We start from the raw sequence: 18535 nt of genomic DNA, 5'->3' as shown, positions 1-18535 counted from the left end.
ACCCGGTCCCGCCGTTCGCCGCGCAGCAGGCGCAGTAGAATGGGCTCGGGCAGGTACAAGATTCCTGCCGCAGTCCCCAGCTCGCTCAAGTGACCACGAACCCATGGTTCTGCTCGTTTCGCCTCCTGATTCCAACTCTGATTTTGCTCAGATACCCCGTATGGCGTATGGCGCGCCGTGCGGGGTTTGCGCATAATGGGGACATGGACAGCGTACTCATGCATAATAAGGAAATGACCCCGCGCGATTGGGCGATCGATGTCGCGGTGGCGGTGGTCGCCTTCGCTTTCGGCGCCGTGCAGCTCATGGTCTCCGCGAGCCTCATCCTCCCTGATGAGACCTTGCGCCGCATGCTCGGTATCGAGGCGGTCGTTCCCGCAATCTCGTCCTTCATCGCGCTTGCGCTCACGACGTTTCCCCTCGTGGCGCGCAGGAAATCCCCTTGGCTCGTCTTCGTGTTCACTCTCGTGGTGTTCGTCGGGCTGCAAAACACCTTCCATGGCTCCACGCTCGCCGTTTTCGGGCCGATGGTCGCTCTGTTCACTATCGTCGTGGAATGTTCGCGCGTCGAGATGGCCATCGCCTGCGTCGCGAGTGCCTTAGGGCTCGCCGCGGCGACGTACGGCGGAACTTCGGCTGCGCTGTGGTTCTGGGCGTACGTGCAAAACCTCGTGCTCATGGCCGCCTCGGCGCTCGGTGGGTTGGCCGTGTGCGCCCATCGCGATTCCGTGCGGGCCACCGAGCAGCGAGCCGAGGAGGCTGAGCGCACGCGCGAGGAAGTGGCTGCCCGCCGCGTCGAGGAGGAACGCGTTCGCATCGCCCGTGAGGTCCACGACATCACGGCCCACTCGCTTTCGGCGGTCAGCATTCAAACTGCGGCGGCCGAGCGCCTGATCGAGCGCGATCCCGCCGCCGCGAAGGAAGCGGTGTCGCTCGCTCACAAGACCGCGAAAGAGGCGCTCGAGGAAATCCGCGCGATGATCGGCGTGCTCAGGACGGGGGATTCATCTGCCGAGACCACGCCGACCGAGGGCACGGCGCGCCTTGTGGATTTGGCGGACTACCTTCGAGAAGCAGGGGTTGCCGCAACGCTCGACGTGTCGGGCTACGACCGGGAAGCGACGCCGGCGTTCATCGATATCGCGCTGTTCGGCATTGCCCGCGAGGCCACGACCAACATCGTCCGCCACGCCCACGCGAGAAACGCGTCGATCGTCCTCGAAAGCGACGGCGTGAAGGCGACGCTTACCGTGCAAGATGACGGCGACGGCTCGCTAGGTGCTGCGAAAGGGGCGCCTTCGACGGGCGGTCACGGCATCGACGGCATGAAGGAGCGCGCGAAGCTGCTCGGCGGCACCCTCGACGCGGGTCCGCTTCCCGGCGGCGGCTTTCGCATTCGCGCGTCCATCCCCGTCGGCGACGCACCCTCGGGCTTCGGTACCTCGCGCGGGGAAGGGGAGTCCCATGAACGAAGATAGGCGGAAGACGGCGGGCTTTCCCGTGGATTCCAGGTTCGGTGCTCGCGATGCCAGCAGCGCCCGTGCTGCAAGTGACCAGGCCTCATCTAGGGAGGCGCTGCGCATCCTCGTCGCCGATGACCAGGACCTCGTGAGAAGCGGATTCCGCATGATCCTCAACTCCTACGACGGACTTTCGGTTGCGGGCGAAGCGCGCAACGGCGAAGAGGCGGTCTACCTCGCCCAGAAGATCCGCCCCGACGTGGTGCTCATGGACATCCGCATGCCAGTGCGAAACGGCATCGACGCCACGCGCGACATCACATCAAACCCGCTGCTCACGGGGACGCACGTCCTTGTTCTCACCACGTTCGACATCGACGAGTACGTCTACGACGCGCTCGCCGCGGGGGCGAGCGGCTTTCTGCTGAAAGACGCCGAGCCCGACGACATCGTCGAGGCCATCCACATCGTCGCACGCGGCGATGCCCTCATCCAGCCCTCGGTCATGCGCCGTCTGGTGGAGACGTTTGTGGCGTCGCGCCCACGAGCGGGCATGCCGCAGGGCTCGCACGCGCGGGAGGCCATACGGTTGCTCACCGAGCGCGAGCGAGAGATTCTCATGCTCGTCGCGCGGGGGCTTACCAATGAGGAAATCGCAGGTGAATTAATAATTTCTCCTGCAACGGTGAAAACGCACGTCGCCCGCATCATGGGAAAGCTCGATGCGCACGATCGGGCGCAGCTCGTGGTATGCGCCTATGAGAGCGGGCTCGTCTCCCCGCGTGCGAAGTGAATTATGAACGCAGTGTGGCGATTCGATAAAACCTAAGTCCCTATCGCTCAAGTTTTCTGCAAAATGCTTGCATTCGCCTTCCCAAATGCTATAGTAACCCAATGTTGTTAGCACTCACGTTCGAAGAGTGCTAGCACTCGAAAGCTCGGTATTAACAACCATCGATTCAAGGTTGATGAGAGGAAGGCAAGCAATGATGAACCTGAAGCCGCTCGGCGATCGCGTCATCGTGAAGCAGGACGAAGCAGAGGAAACCACCGCAGGTGGCCTCATCCTCGCGCACGACGCAAAGGAAAAGCCCCAGACGGGCGTCGTCCTCAAGGTGGGCGAGGGCAAGCTCGACAAGGACGGCAACCTCGTTCCGGTGCCCGTGAAGGAAGGCGACCGCGTGCTCTATGGCAAGTACGGCGGAACCGAAGTCAAGGTCAACGGCGAAGAGGTCATGATCCTTCGCTCCGAGGACATCTACGCGGTCTTCGAATAGCTTTCCCGACGGCTTTCCGCGGCAGCCCCGAAAGCGCTCTGCGTCGCTTTCTCGCCTGGCCACAAGGCCATACGGCACGAGCGCGCAGCGATTCCGCTTCCAGGATCTACCCCAAAGCCCGTCCTTTACGTTGTTGAGTTCTTTCTAGGAAAGGAAGCCTAAAAATGGCTAAGGATATCAAGTTCGAATCTGACGCCCGCTCCGCTCTCGCGGCCGGCGTTTCCAAGCTCGCCGATGCCGTGAAGGTCACGCTTGGCCCCAAGGGTCGCTACGTCGCCCTCGAGAAGTCCTACGGCGCGCCGGTCGTCACCAACGACGGCGTCACCGTTGCGAAGGAAGTCGAGCTGGAAGATCCCGTTGAGAACATGGGCGCCCAGCTCATCCGCGAGGCTGCCGTGAAGACCAACGACGACGCGGGCGATGGCACCACGACTGCAACCCTGCTCGCCGACGTCATCGTCAACGAGGGCCTGCGCAACGTCACCGCTGGCGCTGACGCGCTCGGCATCCGCCGCGGCATCCAGAAGGCGACCAACGCCGTCGTCGAGGCCATCAAGGCGAACGCCCAGACCATCGACACCAAGGAGCAGATCGCCAACGTCGGTACCATCTCCGCGGGCGACCCCGAGATCGGCGAGAAGATCGCCGAGGCTATGGAAGCTGTCGGCAAGGACGGCGCCATCTCCGTCGAGGATTCCCAGACGTTCGGCATGGACGTGAACATCGTCGAGGGAATGCAGTACGATCGCGGCTACATCTCTCCGTACATGGCGACCGACGCCGAGAAGATGGAAGCGAACCTGAAGGATCCGTTCATCCTGCTCACCGACCAGAAGGTCACCAACATCCAGGACATGGTCTCGCTGCTCGAGTCGATTATCAAGACTGGCCGTCCGCTGTTCCTCGTCGCTGAGGATGTCGAAGGCGAAGCGCTTGCCACCATCCTGCTCAACAAGCTGCGCGGCACCTTCAACTGCGTTGCCATCAAGGCCCCCGGCTTCGGCGATCGCCGCAAGCGCATCCTCGAGGACATGGCCGCCGTCACCGGCGCGACTGTCGTCTCGAAGGATCTCGGCATGACGCTCGCCGACGTCACCATCGACATGCTCGGCACCGCGAAGACCGTCAAGGTCACCAAGGAGAACTCGCTTATCGTCGACGGTGCGGGCGATAAGAAGGACATCGAGGACCGCATCGCCCAGATCAAGGCCGAGCTCGATCGCACCGAGTCCGACTTCGACCGCGAGAAGCTCCAGGAGCGCCTCGCCAAGCTCTCCGGCGGCGTGGCCGTGCTCAAGGTCGGTGCTGCAACCGAGTCCGAGCTCAAGGAGAAGAAGTCTCGCATCGAGGACGCGCTGCAGGCTACGCGCGCAGCTGTCGAAGAGGGCATCGTTCCTGGTGGCGGCGTCGCTCTGCTCGACGTTGTCTCCGAGCTCGACAAGATCGAGACCACCGATAAGGACGAACTCGTCGGCATTGACATCATCCGCAAGGCACTCGAGGCCCCGATTCGCGCAATCGCCCAGAACGCTGGCTTCGAAGGCTCCGTTGTGGTCGAGAAGATCAAGGGCCTGCCCACCGGTGAAGGCCTGAACTGCGCAACCGGCGAGTACGGCAACATGATCGAGATGGGCGTGAACGATCCGGTCAAGGTTACCCGCACGGCGCTGCAGTCCGCAGCCTCCGTCGCCGGTCTCATCCTCATCACCGAGGCCACGATCAACGAGATTCCCAAGGACGGCCCCGACCTCTCCGCTCTCGCTGCAGCAGGCCAGGGCGGCGGCATGGGCATGATGTAATAGGTTTCGCTGGCTTTACAGCCAGCGAAACTGCTCGACGCTGCGAAGGCCCCTGGCGGCGCGGATGCGTGCTCCAAGGATTTCTCGCGTACCGAAGTACGCGTCGAAATCCTTTCGCACGCCCCGCATCCGCCAGGGGCCTTCTCGCTGTCTTCGGGGCGAAAGTGCGTCAATCCCTCGCGTACCGAAGTTCGCGTCCTCAACCTTTCGCGCCATCTGAACTCGCCAGGCGGGCCCTCGCTGTCTTTGGTGGCGAAAGCGCGTTTCGCGGTTGCTCTTTGCGCAAGGTGCCCTGGTCGGAGCGCTTGTCAAGAATTGTCTTTCCTTTTGCCGGGTGTTATTTTGTGCTGTATTGCGACACTGGACGGAGCCTCATCACGCTCTACGAATTGAAAGGCGTTGAAGACGATGAGCGGTATTGCTTGCGAGAGTTGCCGGGTAGCAGCTTGCGAACATCTGGACAAGACGGCGCCTGATTTCTGCGTTCAGGCATCAATCACCAAAGAGATGCATGATGAAGCGCTGCGTCTCTACAACGAGCCCGAGAACCATCTCATAATGGAATCCGCCGCGATAGTCAGCGCTGAGACGGTTAACTCGACACGCGTTCAGGACACGATCAAGTTTGCGTCCTGCATGGGGGCATCGCTTGTCGGCATAGCAACATGCACGGCCATGCTAAGGGAAACGCGCATTCTCGCAGACCTTCTTCGGAAGGTCGGATTTGAAGTGCGGGCAGTTGGCTGCAAGCTGGAAAGCAACATGAAAGCCGATCTGAACATCGACGCACCTTCTTTGGCTGAGGATTGCGTTATCTGCAATCCGATTATGCAGGCTTTGCTGCTCAACGATGCCAAGACGGATCTGAATATCCTGATGGGAATTTGCGTCGGGCACGATGCGCTTTTCTGCAAATATTCAGATGCGCCCGCAGTGACTTTGGTCGCAAAGGATTTCGTAACGGTTCATAACCCCTGCTCAGTGCTCTATTCCGCCGATTCGGTTTACAGGGGCAAGCTGGAAAAAACCATTGGGAAAATCGCGTCTGACAAAGGGGAATGAGACGCCTGAGGCCCCCGCAGGACGCGAGCGATATATGCTAGAGGGCGAATATCGCTCACCCAAGGGGCAAAAGCGGCAGGATGGCAAACCAAACGGGTGGCACCAAAAGCGCGGGCAGGAGATTCATGACCGAAATCTCCTTGATCTTCAAGATGGACAGGCCCGATGCGAGAATCAGAAATCCGCCGACGATGGTGATCTCGCACATCAGGTTCGCGGTCATAAGCGGCTCGAGCCACTGCGCCAAAAGGAAGATCGAACCCTGCCAGCAAAAGAGCACCACGCCCGCGAGCGCCATGCCGACGCCGAATGACGACGCTAAGACCATCGAGGTCACGAAGTCGAGTGTCGCGTTGGTAAGCAGGAAGGTCTCGTCGCCGTAAAGCGCGCTGTTGATCGGCCCCAAGATGGAAAGCGTGCCGAAGCAGAAGAGCACGATGCCAGTCGAAAGACCACGTGAGAGGTTGGCTTTGCCGCTTTCGTCCACCTTCGATTTCGACAGGCGCTCGGTCAGGCGGTCGAAGCGTCCCTCGATGTCGATCGCTGTGCCCACGACGCCTCCGATGGCGAGGCTCGCGATGAACAGCACGGGATAGACGCTTCCGCTCATGCCCTCGACCACGGAATGAAGACCAAGGCCCGTCGCCGCAAGACCCATCGCGCAGAATAGGATGTTCTGGTATTTCTCGCCAAGTCCGCGTTTCGCAAGGCTTCCGATGGCGCTCCCTACGACGATTGCGGCGGTGTTGACTACGGTTCCGATCATGGCCGTGTTTGCTCCTTCTGTTTTTCTTGTCACTTGGCGAAACTGCGCGCACGTTGCTGCCCGCGCGAAAGTCACTGCGCTAGAATACCTCGCTATGGAAGAAATCATGCATATCGCGGGGCATGTCCTCGAACACTCAATCGAAGATACACTCTACCTTATCCCGTTTCTGTTCGTCACCTATCTGGCGATGGAATGGCTCGAGCACAAGGCGGGCGACAAGGCGCAAAACGCCATCAAGCGCGCGGGGAAGGCGGGCCCCGTCATTGGCGCGGTGCTCGGTGTTGTGCCCCAATGCGGCTTCTCTGCCGCGGCCTCGACGCTCTACGCGGGCCGCGTCATCACGGTCGGCACGCTCATCGCCGTGCTCCTGTCCACCTCCGATGAGATGATCCCCATCTTTCTCGCGGCTCAGGTGCCCCTTTCCATCATGGGCGCTATCCTGGGTGCGAAGGTGGTCGTGGGTATCGTCGCGGGCCTTGCGCTCGACGGTGTGCTCCGCTTGCTCCATCGTCCCGAAGAGCATCTACGCATCCACGAGCTCTGCCAGCGCGATCACTGCCACTGCAACGGTGAGTGTCACGCCTGCGAGGAGAATCCCGAGCTTGCCTACGAGGCTGAAAAAGACGAGGAACACCATCACGATCATGCGGGTGCTTCCATCGTGAAGAGCGCGCTCAAACACACTGCCCAGGTCACAGTCTTCATTTTCATCGTCACGCTGCTTTTGAACGTGATGCTCGAAACGGTGGGCGAGGACGCACTGGCGCAGATTCTCGGCTCGAACAGCGCGCTTTCGGTCGTTGTGGCGGCCATCGTGGGCCTCATCCCGAACTGCGCGGCGAGCGTCGTTATCGCCGACTTGTATGTGGAAGGCGTGCTCGGCGCGGGAGCCATGTTCGCGGGCCTGCTCGTCTCGGCGGGCGTCGGTCTGCTTGTTCTTTTCCGCGCGAACCGTCGTCCGAAGCAAAACCTCATCATCGTGGCGATACTCCTCGTCGTCGGCATTGTGGCAGGAGCGATTGTCTCTGCTGCGGGTATCGTGTTCTGATTCTGCTACACTGATTTGCATATGATTCATTGGTTCGGAAGCGCACGAAAGGGCACGGAATGAAGCTTTTGGAAGAACGCATCAAGCGTGATGGCGTCGTCAAGTCGGAAGGCGTGCTGAAGGTCGATAGCTTCCTCAACCACCAGATCGATGTTAACCTGATCGACGAGATGGGCGCGGAGTTCGCCCGACTGTTCGCGGATGCGCCTGTGAACAAGATCCTCACGATCGAGGCGTCGGGCATCGGCATCGCATGTCTGGTCGCGCGCCATTTCGGCAACGCGCCCGTCGTGTTCGCGAAGAAGGCCCAGTCCATCAACCTCGACGGCGAGATGTACTCCACCAAGATCCAGTCGTTCACCCACGGCCGCATCTTTGACGTCATCGTTTCGAAGAAGTTCCTAAGCCCTGAAGACCACGTGCTCATCATCGACGATTTCCTGGCCAACGGTTGCGCTTTGAACGGCCTTATCGAGCTGGTGGAGGAGTCGGGCGCCACGGTTGAAGGCATCGGCATCGCGGTGGAGAAGGGCTTCCAACACGGGGGCGACAAGCTGCGCGAGCAGGGCTATCACCTGGAGTCGCTCGCAATCCTCGAGTCGATGGACCCCAACACCGGCGAGGTCATCTTCCGCGAAAACGCGTAGGACGACTCGAGCAGTCGCAAGTTCCCGTGCTGCGGAATCGCGAACTTTTTCCTTGACGCGGCACCGAAGCACCGCTAGCATATACAGTTGCGCTATTGGATAAGAGGGCCGTTAGCTCAGTTGGCAGAGCAGGGGACTTTTAATCCCAAGGCCCGGGGTTCGAATCCCCGACGGCCCACCATTCCGATTGCGTAAGACCTGCTTTAGGTCTGCACCAATCCAGACTGGGGTATCGTCCAACGGCAGGACTCTGGTTTTTGGTACCAGCTATCTAGGTTCGAATCCTGGTACCCCAGCCATCTTGGATGCAGCAAAGCAGCATCGACTGGGGCCATTGGAAGAAGCTGGCATCAGTCAAAAAAGCCGACAAGGCGGCTGCGCTTCTCGAAAGCGCGAATACCTGGCGATTCCACTCCGGATAAAGCGGAGCGACAATCGCGCGGCATGACCGCGGGCCTGGCAAGCAGGTATTTCGAAAACCACAGGTTTGTTGGTTTTGTGTGCTTTTACGCTCAAATCTCCCACACAACTTCATATGTTTGATATCATCTCGTGTTGCTGTCTTAAGTCCACATTAAGAGGAGAGCACAGTTGGCGAAACAAGATGTCATCGAGCTTGAGGGCACGGTCCTTGAAGCGTTGCCGAACGCGATGTTCAAGGTCGAGCTCGAGAACGGCCACGAGATCCTGGCCCACATTTCGGGGAAGATGCGCATGCACTACATCAAGATCCTCCCTGGCGACAAGGTCACGGTCGAGTTGTCCGTCTACGACTTGAATCGCGGGCGCATCACGTACCGCTTCAAGTAGGGAACCCGCGGGTTTTCCTCGCCGAATCTCGGCAATAACGTCTGCGGCTGGACGTTTGTATATAGAAGAGAACGCATAACCGAAAGGAATTGAGAAATGAAGGTACGTCCTTCGGTCAAGAAAATGTGCGACAAGTGCAAAATCATCCGACGCCATGGCAAGGTCCTCGTCATCTGCGAGAACCCTCGTCATAAGCAGCGTCAGGGCTAGGAAGAAAGAAGGGGAATTAACCTATGGCACGTCTCGTTGGTGTCGACCTTCCTCGCGATAAGCGCATTGAAGTCGGCTTGACCTACATCTACGGCATTGGCCTCACGACCTCCAAGAAGATCCTCGCGGAAACCGGCGTGAACCCGGACATCCGCGTGAAGGACCTCTCCGAAGAGGATCTCGGCAAGCTCCGCGATTACATCCAGGAGAACCTCACGGTTGAGGGCGACCTGCACCGCGAAGTTTCCCAGAACGTGAAGCGCCTCATGGAAATCGGCTGCTACCGTGGCCTTCGTCACCGCAAGGGTCTGCCCGTTCGCGGTCAGCGTACCCACACCAATGCACGCACCCGCAAGGGCCCGCGTAAGCAAATCGGCGGCAAGAAGAAGTAAGGGAGCAGATAAGTGGCAGCTAAGAAACAAGTGCGTGCGCGCATCAAGCGCTCCGAGCGCAAGAACATTGCCGTTGGCGCCGCACATATCAAATCCACGTTCAACAACACCATTGTGAGCATCACCGATCCTCAGGGCAATGTGATCTCCTGGCAGTCCGCCGGCACCGTCGGCTTCAAGGGCTCCCGCAAGTCCACGCCGTTCGCGGCGCAGATGGCTGCGGAAGCTGCTGCCAAGACCGCGATGGAGCACGGCCTCAAGAAGGTTGCCGTTTACGTGAAGGGCCCCGGTTCCGGTCGCGAGACCGCAATCCGCTCTTTGCAGGCAGCTGGCCTCGAAATCGCGAGCATCCAGGATTGCACCCCCATCCCGCACAACGGTTGCCGTCCGTGCAAGCGTCGTCGCGTGTAGTTGAAAGGATCATATAACCATGGCAATTAACAGAACTCCGGTTCTTAAGCGCTGCCGCCAGCTGGGCCTTGATCCCGTTGTGCTGGGGTACAGCAGCTCTAAAACCTCCAAGCGCGAGCCCAAGCGTCGTCGTAAGGAATCCGAGTACGGCATGCAGCTGCGCGAGAAGCAGAAGGTGAAGTTCATCTACGGCGTTCTCGAGAAGCAGTTCCATGGCTACTTCGAGAAGGCAAAGGCCATGCCGGGCATCACCGGCGAGAACCTGATGCGCATCCTCGAGTCCCGCCTCGACAGCGTCATCTTCCGTCTCGGCTTCGCCCGCACCCGCAAGGAGGCTCGTCAGATCGTCACCCACGGCCACATCATGGTCAACGGCCGTCGTGTTGACGTTCCTTCCTACCGCGTGAAGGCCGGCGACGTCGTCTCCGTGGCTCCGAAATCCAAGGAGCTCCTCGTCATCAAGAGCGCTCTCGTTTCCAACGCTCGTTTCGAGGTTCCTGCTTGGCTCGAGGTTGACATCGAGAAACTCCAGGGCAACGTGTTGGCCCTTCCGCAGCGCGATCAAATCGATTTGGACATTAACGAACAGCTTATTGTCGAACTTTACTCGAAGTAATCGCAGCATAGTAAGGAGGCTTTTAAAACATGACAGAGTTCATGAGGCCTACTGTAACAACGGAAGAAGTCAACGACACGGTGGCTCGTTACATCGTCGAGCCTCTCGAGCGCGGTTATGGCCACACTCTTGGCAACAGCCTGCGTCGCGTGCTGCTCTCCTCCCTTGACGGCGCGAAAGCGACCGCCATCCAGATCGAGGGCGTGCAGCATGAGTTCACCACGGCTGAGGGCGTCATCGAGGACATCACCGACATCGTGCTGAACGTGAAGGGCCTTGTTTTCTCGGCTCTGAACGACGACGTCACCGAGGCGACCGCTCACGTGCTCGCTGAGGGTCCGTGCACGGTTACCGGTGCCGACCTCGACGTCCCGACCGAGTTCACGCTCGTGAACCCCGAGCACGTCATCGCGACGGTCGCCGACGGCGGCACGCTCGACATGACGATTCGCATCGGCGTCGGCCGCGGCTACGTCTCCGCCGAGCGCAACAAGCGCACGGAGGATCCCATCGGGGTCATCCATGTCGACTCGCTGTTCTCGCCGGTTCGCCGTTGCACGCTGAACGTGTCCGACACGCGCGTTGGTCAGCGTACCGACTACGACAAGCTCGTCCTCGAAGTCGAGACCGACGGTAGCATCGCCCCGACTGAGGCCGTGTGCCGTGCTGCGAACATCGTGAACCAGTACATGGGCGCGTTCCTGAGCCTTTCGAATACCGACGAGGAAGAAGGGGAGGAAGCTCCCTCCATCTTCGCGCCCGAGGGTCAGGAGTCCAATGCCGAGCTCGACAAGCAGATCGAGGATCTGGACCTTTCCGTCCGCTCCTACAACTGCCTGAAGCGCGCTGGCATTCATTCCGTCCGTCAGCTCGTCGAGTTCTCCGAGAACGACCTGCTGAACATCAGGAACTTTGGTGCGAAGTCCATCGAGGAAGTGAAGGACAAACTCATTTCCATGGACCTCAATTTGAAGCAATAGGAGACCGAGATCATGAGACACAACAAGAAGGGGCGCAAGCTCGGCACCGACTGGAGCCACACTAAGGCTATGAAGCGCAGCCTTGTCAAAGCCCTTTTCCTGAACGACCGCATCAAGACGGTCGAGTCGCGCGCCAAGGAGATTCGTCCTGACGTCGACAAAATCATCACCTGGGCGAAGAAGGGCGACCTGCATTCCCGTCGTCTCGCTATCGCAGCTCTTGGCAACGACAAAGAGCTCGTTCGCGAGATCTTCGAGAAGGTTGAGCAGGGCCTGTTCGCTGACCGCCAGGGCGGCTACACCCGCATTATGAAGCTGGGTTTCCGCAAGGGCGACAATGCTCCTATGGTCATCATGGAGCTGTGCACTGAGCCTGTTTCCAAGAAGACCAAGACCGAGGAGAAGCCGGCTGCCAAGAAGGTTGCTCCGAAGAAGGTCGAGGCTGCTGAGGAAGCCAAGGCCGAGGAAGTTGCCGAAGAGGCTGCTCCCGCCGAGGAAGCTGCAGCTGAGGAAGCTGCTCCTGCCGAGGAGGCCGCAACCGAGGAGAAGGCCGAATAGCCTTTCCCCTATGGGATGTACGAGAGAGCCGAGGCATTGCCTCGGCTCTCTTTTTGCATTTGGGCCGACTTGACGCGGTCCTGCACGCTTTGGTCGGTATACTGCTTGCGTGCATTTAGCTGTGAAGACATATCATTTCGGGACATCCCCTCTCCATCGGGCTGATCCGCGCGTGAAGATCGCGCTGCTCCTCGCGTACTCGATTACCCTGTTTCTCCTTGAGACGTGGACGGGACTCGCAATTGCCGCGGCGCTGTACGCGCTTGCTCACGCGATAAGCCGCGTCCCCTTCAGAAGCGTCTTCATGCTTGCGGCACCGACGTACGTTTTGGTCGCCGTTGCCATTGCATTCTGTTCCTTCACCTGGGATGTTTCGCTGCCGATATACCTTTCTGACGCCGAGGTGTCCATGGCCGCCCCCTTCGCGGCATTCGACCCCATTGCCCTTGCGGGGTCGTTCGGCTTCGTTCCCGCTGGTTTTGCTAAGGGGGCGTTCAACGCGATTCGCGTCGTGATCTTGGTGTATGCAAGCCTGCTTGTGAGCTTCACGACGACCTCGACGGAGATGATGAGCGCGGCATCGAGCTTTATGGCTCCGCTCAAGCGCACACCGATTCCCGTCGACGATGCCGCATGCGCCCTCTCGATCGCGCTTCGCTTCATTCCCGTGACGGCTGAGGAGTTGTGCCAGGTTCACGATGCGCAGTGGTCGCGATGCGCCCGCTTTTCGGGGTCGGGTGTCGTCGAGACGCTGCGCGCATGGGGGCGCGTGTTCGTTGCACTCTTCGTTGCCCTCTTTCGGCGCGCGGATCGCCTGGCGGCAGCCATGGACGCACGCTGCTACGGCGCTTCGACGAAGGATGGGCGTCGAAGCGCCCTTGAGGAATCGCATCTCGGCATTCGGGGGGCGGCGGCAATCGTCGTTGGCATTGCGGCCTTTGTGCTTCTCGCCCTCTTCTTCTAGAACGCCGCTCCCTCTGCGCGCTTTCCCGCAAACGTGCTAAGGCAGGCGCCTCGGGTGCGGGTGCGAAGCTATGCGCGGTTGTAGTGGTATAGTTTCCCTGTTGGGTTTCGGCCGCGTTTGCGTCGGCCGGACGAAAAAAATCCTTCAGGGAGGTTTTGCATGGGCATGATCATCGACGTATTCGGGCGTGAGGTTCTCGACTCTCGCGGAAACCCGACGGTTGAGGTTGAAGTGGCGCTTGACGACGGCTCGTTCGGTCGCGCTGCGGTTCCCTCCGGCGCGTCGACGGGCGCATTCGAGGCTGTCGAACTGCGCGATTGCGACACGCATCGCTATATGGGCAAGGGCGTTCTGGACGCGGTGACCCATGTCAACGAGGAAATCGCCGAGGCCCTTATCGGCTTCGAGGCCGAGGATCAGCGCGCTATCGACGCGACGATGCTCGAGATCGACGGCACTGACAACAAGGGTGCGCTCGGCGCAAACGCCATTCTGGGCGCATCGCTTGCCTGCGCTAAGGCGGCAGCCGAATCTGCGCAGCTTCCCCTGTACAAGTACGTCGGCGGCATCGGGGCGCATGTACTGCCCACGCCGATGATGAACATCTTAAACGGCGGCGTGCACGCTGACAACAACGTCGACTTCCAGGAATTCATGATCATGCCGGTTGGCGCGCCCACGTTCGCCGAGGCGCTGCGCTGGTGCGCGGAGATCTACCACACGCTCAAGAAGGTCCTGCATGAGGCCGGCCTTGGCGGTGGCGTGGGTGACGAGGGCGGCTTCGCGCCGAACTTCACCACCAACGAGGAGCCGCTTGAGTACATTGTCCGCGCATGCGAGGCCGCGGGCTACAAGCCGGGCGTCGACATCATGTTCGCGATGGACCCGGCTTCCACCGAGTTCTACAACGCCGAGACGGGCAAGTACGAGCTTAAGGGCGAAGGCCGCGAGCTTTCCAGCGCTGAAATGGTTGACTACTGGGCCGCGCTCGTTGAGAAGTACCCCATCATCTCCATCGAAGATGGCATGGCCGAGGAGGACTGGGACGGCTGGAAGGCGCTGACCGATCGCATCGGCGACAAGGTGCAGCTCGTCGGCGACGACCTGTTCGTAACGAACTCCAAGCGCCTTGCGAAGGGCATTCAGCTTGGCTGCGCAAACGCGATCCTCATCAAGGTGAACCAGATCGGCAGCCTCACCGAGACTCTCGAGGCGATTGAGATGGCGAAGCGCGCGGGCTATGCGTGCGTCATGAGCCATCGCTCGGGCGAGACGGAGGACACGACCATCGCCGACTTGGCCGTTGCCTGCAACACCGGCCAGATCAAGACTGGCGCGCCGTGCCGAAGCGATCGCGTCGCGAAGTACAACCAGCTTCTCCGTATCGAGGAAGAGCTGGGCGATCAGGCCGAATACGCAGGTCTTTCCGCGTTCTATAACATCAAGGTGCCGCAAGCGTAAGAAGAAATCGCTCGGTGGCCTTTCGAGTCGAAACGCTATAATAGATGCCATCGAACGTGTGCGCGCCGTCGCTTTCGCGGCGGCGCGTTTTTCTATGAAAGGGGATTCGATGGCAGAGATGATTTCTCTGGAAGAGGCGCAAGCGCTCGTTCTCGCGAACGTGGCGCCGCTTTCGACGGAGGTGGTCGAGGTTCTCGACGCCGTGGGCCGCGTGTCGGCCGCCGATTTGGCGAGCGACATCGATATCGCGCCATTTGCCCACTCGGCGATGGACGGCTTCGCGGTGCATGCGGCAGAGCTCGAGAGTGCGAGCGAGGACAAGCCGGTGGAGCTCGACGTCATTGCCGAGATCGGTGCAGGCGAGGTGTACGACGGGCCGATCGAGGCGGGCCAGTGCGTGCGCATCATGACGGGCGCGCCCGTTCCCGACGCCGCGGATGCAGTGGTGAAATACGAGATCGTCGGCATCGTGTCGGGCGACGGCAAGCCGGGCAGCCGCGTTTCCTTCACCGCCCCGACCAAGCTGCGCAACAACATCCGCGAAGCGGGCGAAGAGGCCCATGCGGGCGAGGTCATCGTCCATGCGGGCGAGGTCATCACCTCCGCCGGCGTCGGCTTCCTTGCCGGGTGCGGCGTGTTGCAGGTGCCGGTCTATCGACGTCCGAAGGTCGCCATCGCGGCAACGGGGTCAGAGCTCATCGACCCCTCCGAGGTCCCCTCTGCTGGCAAGATCCGCAATTCGAACAGCCTTGCCATCGCGGCATGCGCAAAGGCGGCCGGCTGCATTCCTACTATCCTGCCCATCGTGGAGGACACCTACGAGGCGCTTGAGAAGACGGTGCTCGACGCGGTGGAAACCTATGATTTCGTGATCACGACCGGCGGTGCCGCAAACGGCGACTTCGACTTCATCAAGCCGGTGGTTGAGGGAACGGGCGAGCTGCTCATGACCACCGTGAACATGCGTCCCGGCAAAGCCCAGACGTTCGGCCTGGTGAAGGGTACGCCCGTCTTCGGCCTTCCCGGCAATCCCGCCGCGGCGTACTGCGGTTTCGAGATGATCGTCCGCCAGGCGCTGCGCAAGATGCAGGGTTATAGCCACTTCAACCGCCCTGTTGTTCGCGCGCGTTTGTCCCAGGACACCAAGAAGAAGGATCCGCGCCGCATTTTCCTGCGCGCGACGCTCACGAAAGACGATGAAGGCTATCTGGTCACCCCTGCGCAGAATCAGAGCTCGGGGCTTTTCGGGCCGATCCAGCGCAGCAACTGCATGGCGATCATGCCCGAGGGGCTGGAGTCTCGTGCGGCAGGTTCGATGATCGACTGCATGCTGCTCGACGTCTCCGAGGAAGTGTTGATCTAAAAGAACCCTACAATTTCGCGCCGCAGAGGCGCCGATGGAAGAAGAAAGGATAAAACCATGAGTGTCGAGAAGCCGGTATTCGCCATCATTACCTGTTCCGATACGCGCGGCCCTGAGTGCGATACCGCAGGTGACTCGCTTGAATCGTTGATCGAGGAGCAAGGCTGGGCCTGCCGTACGCACATGATCGTGAAGGACGATCGCGCCGGAATCGCCGCCGCCATCAAGCGCTGCACCGACGACCTGAAAGTTGACATCGTGCTCACCTGCGGTGGAAGCGGCTTGTCCCCGCGCGACAACACCCCCGAGGCGACGCGCGACGTGTGCGAGCGCGAGGTTCCCGGTATCGCCGAGGCTATGCGCTACCACAGCCTGCAGATCACTCCCTACGCGATGCTCTCGCGCGCAATCTGCATGCAGCGCGGCAACTCCATCGTTATCAACCTGCCGGGAAGCGAGAAGGCCGCCCGCGAGAATTGGGACGGCATCGTCGCTGCGCTTCCCCATGCGGTGAAGATGATGGCCGGCGGCGGGCACTAATTTCTCTGCCGCTTTATTTCCGCTTTGTTTCGAAACGCGCCCGAACAGCTTGATTGCTCGGGCGCGTTTTTCATGAGTGCTATACTTTGCTACCGATAACAGGTTACGAGAAAGGCTTGGAAGCGGTGGAGGAGCTCATCAACGGCTTCACGGGGTTCGCTCGCAAAGCTCAACAGCAGCAACAACAATCTGCACGGAGGTCTGGCGCGATGGCCCCCGATGAGACAAGCGCGGCTGGCGCCAAGGATGAGCAGGCGAAAAAGCCCACGTTCGACCCTGACCAGCTTGCCCTGATTCCTGAAACCGATCGTCGTTGGTCGTGGGTGGAAATCGACCTTTCGGCCATTCGCCACAACGTCGGTGTCGCACGGTCGCTCATCAAGCCGAACACGCGCCTTCTCGCTGTGGTGAAGTCCGACGCGTACGGTCACGGCGCCGTGCGTGTTGCGAAGACCGCGTTGCAATCGGGCGCGAACTACCTGGCAGTCGCTACGATCGACGAGGGCATCAAGCTGCGCGAGGGCATGGTAGGAGCGCCGATTGTGCTTCTGTCCGAGCCCCCTGCTACGGCGGCGCCCCTGCTGCTCGCCTACAAGATCATGCCGTCCATCTACACGCCCGAGTTCGCCATTGCCTACGCCGAGAAGGCCGACGAGTACGGCATCCGCGCGCCGTTCCACCTGGCGGTGAACACGGGTATGAACCGCATCGGCGTACGCTACGACGACGTGGTCGATTTCATGCGGAAGGTGAGCTTCCATCGCGCGCTCGATCTGGTGGGCACGTTCACGCACTTCGCGACAGCGGACTGCGAGGGGACGCTCGACTTCGGTATCCAGGTGAAGCGCTTCACGGAGGCGATTTCCGTACTGCGCGAGGTGGGCATCGACCCCGGCATCGTGCACTGCGCGAACTCCGCCGCGACGGTTCGCTATCCGCAGGTCCACTTCGACATGGTGCGGTGGGGCGTGTCGCTCTACGGCTTGCACACCTGCCAGGAGACGCGCTCGATGATCAACCTCAAGCCCGCGATGAGCGTTCATGCGCGCATCACCGACACGCGCACGCTTCCCATGAGCGAGGGCGTGAGCTATGGGTTGAATTACCGCAGCCCCGGCAGCGTGAAGATTTGCACGGTGCCTGTCGGCTATGCGGACGGCTTGAACCGCGGTCTTTCCGGCCGCACCGACTTCATCGTCGACGGCACGCGCGTGCGCCAGGTTGGCAACATCTGCATGGACCAGTGCATGTTCGAGGTCGACTTGCGCACGTACGGTACCCGTCGCCGCCTCGACCCGCAGATCGGCGACGAGGTGGTCATCGTCGGCCGTCAGGGCGATTCCGTGGTGACGCTCGACGACATGGCGAACAAGCTCGGCACGATCCACTACGAGCTGGCCTGCGCCTTTGGAATGCGCCTGCCGAAGGTGTACGTATAGATGGGCAAGCCGCACATACCCCTTCCCAAGATTCGCGCCGCGGTGGAAGCTTGTCATCGCTGTCCGCTTTCGCAGGGGCGCACGCAAACGGTGTTCGGGGTGGGAAACCCTCGCGCCCGCGTGCTTTTCGTAGGGGAAGCGCCTGGTCGTAATGAGGATTTGCAGGGCGAGCCATTCGTTGGCGCCGCTGGGCACATGCTCAACGACCTGCTTGCGATCGCGGGGCTTTCCCGCGACGACGTCTACATCGCGAACGTGCTGAAATGCCGCCCTCCTGGAAATCGCGACCCCAGGCCTGAGGAAATCGAGCTGTGCGCGCCTTTCCTGCGCGAACAGACGCGAACCATCATGCCCGACTTCATCGTGACGCTCGGCAAGTTTGCCACGCAGTTCATCCTGAAGACCGAGGTGGGAATCACGCGGCTGCATGGGACCTTGCAGCATGCGGGCCGCTTCAGCGTCTTCCCGATCTACCATCCCGCGGCCGCGCTCTACGATGGCAGCAAGCGCGAGGCGTTGGAGAACGATTTTGCGACACTCGGTGAGCTTTTGCGACAGGCGGGCATCGTTGCCGCCGCTCCCGATGGTTCGCAGCCAGGCGGGGAAGACGGGGTGCAGCAAGTGCGCTCGGTCGCTCTTGTTTTCCCTGATGAGTCGGGGGATGCGCCGCAGCCTTCTCCAGTGAAAGAGAATGAATCGTTCTCGCAGCAAAAACTTCTCTAAAAAGGT

General features: G+C 60.7%; 21 protein-coding genes and 2 tRNA genes. 22 read left to right on the top strand and 1 reads right to left on the bottom strand.

What is annotated here, in order from left to right; translation table 11 throughout:
• The first annotated feature begins 218 nt into the window (after positions 1–218).
• The 5 genes from Q0I65_RS04995 to Q0I65_RS04975 all read left to right on the top strand — a co-directional run bounded on the left by Q0I65_RS04995 (position 219) and on the right by Q0I65_RS04975 (position 5598).
• Positions 219–1478, top strand: a complete 1260-nt coding sequence (locus Q0I65_RS04995; protein ID WP_296060635.1) for a sensor histidine kinase — start codon at positions 219–221, stop codon at positions 1476–1478.
• Positions 1465–2253 (top strand): response regulator transcription factor, encoded by a 789-nt coding sequence (locus tag Q0I65_RS04990; RefSeq protein WP_296060632.1) that lies wholly within the window; start codon positions 1465–1467, stop codon positions 2251–2253. The genes Q0I65_RS04995 and Q0I65_RS04990 overlap by 14 nt, the downstream gene beginning before the upstream one ends.
• 196 nt (positions 2254–2449) lie before the next feature.
• Positions 2450–2737: a co-chaperone GroES gene (locus tag Q0I65_RS04985; protein WP_158048796.1), complete on the top strand. Its 288-nt coding sequence runs from the start codon at positions 2450–2452 to the stop codon at positions 2735–2737.
• Between the two features lie 164 nt (positions 2738–2901).
• Entirely contained in the window at positions 2902–4536 is a 1635-nt protein-coding gene (groL, locus tag Q0I65_RS04980) for a chaperonin GroEL (protein WP_158048636.1), read from the top strand.
• Positions 4537–4944: 408 nt separating this feature from the next.
• Positions 4945–5598, top strand: coding sequence for a DUF1847 domain-containing protein (locus Q0I65_RS04975; RefSeq protein WP_296060628.1), 654 nt, complete (start codon positions 4945–4947; stop codon positions 5596–5598).
• A gap of 55 nt (positions 5599–5653) precedes the next feature.
• Here Q0I65_RS04975 and Q0I65_RS04970 read toward each other — a convergent pair whose 3' ends face one another.
• Positions 5654–6364, bottom strand: coding sequence for a DUF554 domain-containing protein (locus tag Q0I65_RS04970; RefSeq protein WP_296060626.1), 711 nt, complete (start codon positions 6362–6364; stop codon positions 5654–5656).
• 94 nt (positions 6365–6458) lie between these two features.
• Here Q0I65_RS04970 and Q0I65_RS04965 point away from each other — a divergent pair, with 94 nt between their 5' ends.
• From Q0I65_RS04965 to Q0I65_RS04885, 17 genes are all read left to right on the top strand, one after another.
• Positions 6459–7415 carry a putative manganese transporter gene (locus Q0I65_RS04965; protein ID WP_296060623.1) on the top strand — a complete coding sequence of 319 codons (957 nt, stop codon included), beginning with the start codon at positions 6459–6461 and terminating at the stop codon, positions 7413–7415.
• Between the two features lie 59 nt (positions 7416–7474).
• On the top strand, positions 7475–8062 hold the full coding sequence (locus Q0I65_RS04960; protein ID WP_296060620.1) for a xanthine phosphoribosyltransferase: 588 nt from the start codon (positions 7475–7477) through the stop codon (positions 8060–8062).
• A gap of 105 nt (positions 8063–8167) precedes the next feature.
• A tRNA-Lys gene (locus tag Q0I65_RS04955) sits at positions 8168–8243 on the top strand.
• 44 nt (positions 8244–8287) lie between these two features.
• Positions 8288–8361, top strand: a tRNA-Gln gene (locus Q0I65_RS04950).
• A gap of 292 nt (positions 8362–8653) precedes the next feature.
• Entirely contained in the window at positions 8654–8872 is a 219-nt protein-coding gene (gene infA, locus Q0I65_RS04945) for a translation initiation factor IF-1 (protein WP_158048641.1), read from the top strand.
• A gap of 96 nt (positions 8873–8968) precedes the next feature.
• Positions 8969–9082 (top strand): 50S ribosomal protein L36, encoded by a 114-nt coding sequence (gene rpmJ, locus Q0I65_RS04940; RefSeq protein WP_006363204.1) that lies wholly within the window; start codon positions 8969–8971, stop codon positions 9080–9082.
• A 23-nt stretch (positions 9083–9105) separates the two neighbouring features.
• Positions 9106–9474 (top strand): 30S ribosomal protein S13, encoded by a 369-nt coding sequence (gene rpsM, locus Q0I65_RS04935; protein WP_296060609.1) that lies wholly within the window; start codon positions 9106–9108, stop codon positions 9472–9474.
• A gap of 12 nt (positions 9475–9486) precedes the next feature.
• Positions 9487–9885 (top strand): 30S ribosomal protein S11, encoded by a 399-nt coding sequence (gene rpsK, locus Q0I65_RS04930; protein ID WP_158048643.1) that lies wholly within the window; start codon positions 9487–9489, stop codon positions 9883–9885.
• Between the two features lie 19 nt (positions 9886–9904).
• The gene (gene rpsD / locus Q0I65_RS04925; protein ID WP_158048644.1) at positions 9905–10501 is read left to right on the top strand and encodes a 30S ribosomal protein S4; all 597 of its coding nucleotides are present in this window, start codon (positions 9905–9907) and stop codon (positions 10499–10501) included.
• Between the two features lie 29 nt (positions 10502–10530).
• Positions 10531–11481, top strand: coding sequence for a DNA-directed RNA polymerase subunit alpha (locus Q0I65_RS04920; protein ID WP_158048645.1), 951 nt, complete (start codon positions 10531–10533; stop codon positions 11479–11481).
• A gap of 12 nt (positions 11482–11493) precedes the next feature.
• A complete protein-coding gene (gene rplQ, locus Q0I65_RS04915; protein ID WP_158048646.1) occupies positions 11494–12039 on the top strand; it encodes a 50S ribosomal protein L17 in 546 nt (181 codons plus the stop codon).
• A 109-nt stretch (positions 12040–12148) separates the two neighbouring features.
• Positions 12149–13003: an energy-coupling factor transporter transmembrane component T gene (locus tag Q0I65_RS04910; protein ID WP_296060601.1), complete on the top strand. Its 855-nt coding sequence runs from the start codon at positions 12149–12151 to the stop codon at positions 13001–13003.
• A gap of 159 nt (positions 13004–13162) precedes the next feature.
• The gene (gene eno, locus Q0I65_RS04905; RefSeq protein ID WP_276997933.1) at positions 13163–14464 is read left to right on the top strand and encodes a phosphopyruvate hydratase; all 1302 of its coding nucleotides are present in this window, start codon (positions 13163–13165) and stop codon (positions 14462–14464) included.
• A gap of 109 nt (positions 14465–14573) precedes the next feature.
• On the top strand, positions 14574–15827 hold the full coding sequence (gene glp / locus Q0I65_RS04900) for a gephyrin-like molybdotransferase Glp (protein ID WP_296060598.1): 1254 nt from the start codon (positions 14574–14576) through the stop codon (positions 15825–15827).
• 57 nt (positions 15828–15884) lie between these two features.
• Entirely contained in the window at positions 15885–16367 is a 483-nt protein-coding gene (locus tag Q0I65_RS04895; protein WP_296060595.1) for a MogA/MoaB family molybdenum cofactor biosynthesis protein, read from the top strand.
• 209 nt (positions 16368–16576) lie between these two features.
• The gene (alr, locus tag Q0I65_RS04890) at positions 16577–17806 is read left to right on the top strand and encodes an alanine racemase (protein WP_296060639.1); all 1230 of its coding nucleotides are present in this window, start codon (positions 16577–16579) and stop codon (positions 17804–17806) included.
• Complete coding sequence (locus tag Q0I65_RS04885) at positions 17807–18529, top strand: uracil-DNA glycosylase (RefSeq protein ID WP_296060592.1); 723 nt, start codon at positions 17807–17809, stop codon at positions 18527–18529.
• Positions 18530–18535 lie beyond the last annotated feature (6 nt).

It is taken from the genome of uncultured Ellagibacter sp., assembly GCF_934643285.1.
In the GTDB taxonomy this organism is placed as follows: domain Bacteria; phylum Actinomycetota; class Coriobacteriia; order Coriobacteriales; family Eggerthellaceae; genus Ellagibacter.
The sequence above is the reverse complement of the archived record's forward strand: the minus strand, read 5'-3'. Positions and strand labels throughout refer to the sequence as shown.

Coding starts and splice junctions, on each gene's coding strand:
- Q0I65_RS04970 (WP_296060626.1), bottom strand. CDS start 6,364: ATGATCGGAACCGTAGTCAACACCGCCGCAATCGTCGTAGGGAGCGCC.
- rpsM (WP_296060609.1), top strand. CDS start 9,106: ATGGCACGTCTCGTTGGTGTCGACCTTCCTCGCGATAAGCGCATTGAA.
- Q0I65_RS04995 (WP_296060635.1), top strand. CDS start 219: ATGCATAATAAGGAAATGACCCCGCGCGATTGGGCGATCGATGTCGCG.
- Q0I65_RS04985 (WP_158048796.1), top strand. CDS start 2,450: ATGAACCTGAAGCCGCTCGGCGATCGCGTCATCGTGAAGCAGGACGAA.
- eno (WP_276997933.1), top strand. CDS start 13,163: ATGGGCATGATCATCGACGTATTCGGGCGTGAGGTTCTCGACTCTCGC.
- Q0I65_RS04885 (WP_296060592.1), top strand. CDS start 17,807: ATGGGCAAGCCGCACATACCCCTTCCCAAGATTCGCGCCGCGGTGGAA.
- rpsD (WP_158048644.1), top strand. CDS start 9,905: ATGGCAATTAACAGAACTCCGGTTCTTAAGCGCTGCCGCCAGCTGGGC.
- Q0I65_RS04895 (WP_296060595.1), top strand. CDS start 15,885: ATGAGTGTCGAGAAGCCGGTATTCGCCATCATTACCTGTTCCGATACG.
- Q0I65_RS04960 (WP_296060620.1), top strand. CDS start 7,475: ATGAAGCTTTTGGAAGAACGCATCAAGCGTGATGGCGTCGTCAAGTCG.
- rpmJ (WP_006363204.1), top strand. CDS start 8,969: ATGAAGGTACGTCCTTCGGTCAAGAAAATGTGCGACAAGTGCAAAATC.
- glp (WP_296060598.1), top strand. CDS start 14,574: ATGGCAGAGATGATTTCTCTGGAAGAGGCGCAAGCGCTCGTTCTCGCG.
- Q0I65_RS04965 (WP_296060623.1), top strand. CDS start 6,459: ATGGAAGAAATCATGCATATCGCGGGGCATGTCCTCGAACACTCAATC.
- groL (WP_158048636.1), top strand. CDS start 2,902: ATGGCTAAGGATATCAAGTTCGAATCTGACGCCCGCTCCGCTCTCGCG.
- Q0I65_RS04975 (WP_296060628.1), top strand. CDS start 4,945: ATGAGCGGTATTGCTTGCGAGAGTTGCCGGGTAGCAGCTTGCGAACAT.
- Q0I65_RS04990 (WP_296060632.1), top strand. CDS start 1,465: ATGAACGAAGATAGGCGGAAGACGGCGGGCTTTCCCGTGGATTCCAGG.
- alr (WP_296060639.1), top strand. CDS start 16,577: ATGGCCCCCGATGAGACAAGCGCGGCTGGCGCCAAGGATGAGCAGGCG.
- Q0I65_RS04920 (WP_158048645.1), top strand. CDS start 10,531: ATGACAGAGTTCATGAGGCCTACTGTAACAACGGAAGAAGTCAACGAC.
- rplQ (WP_158048646.1), top strand. CDS start 11,494: ATGAGACACAACAAGAAGGGGCGCAAGCTCGGCACCGACTGGAGCCAC.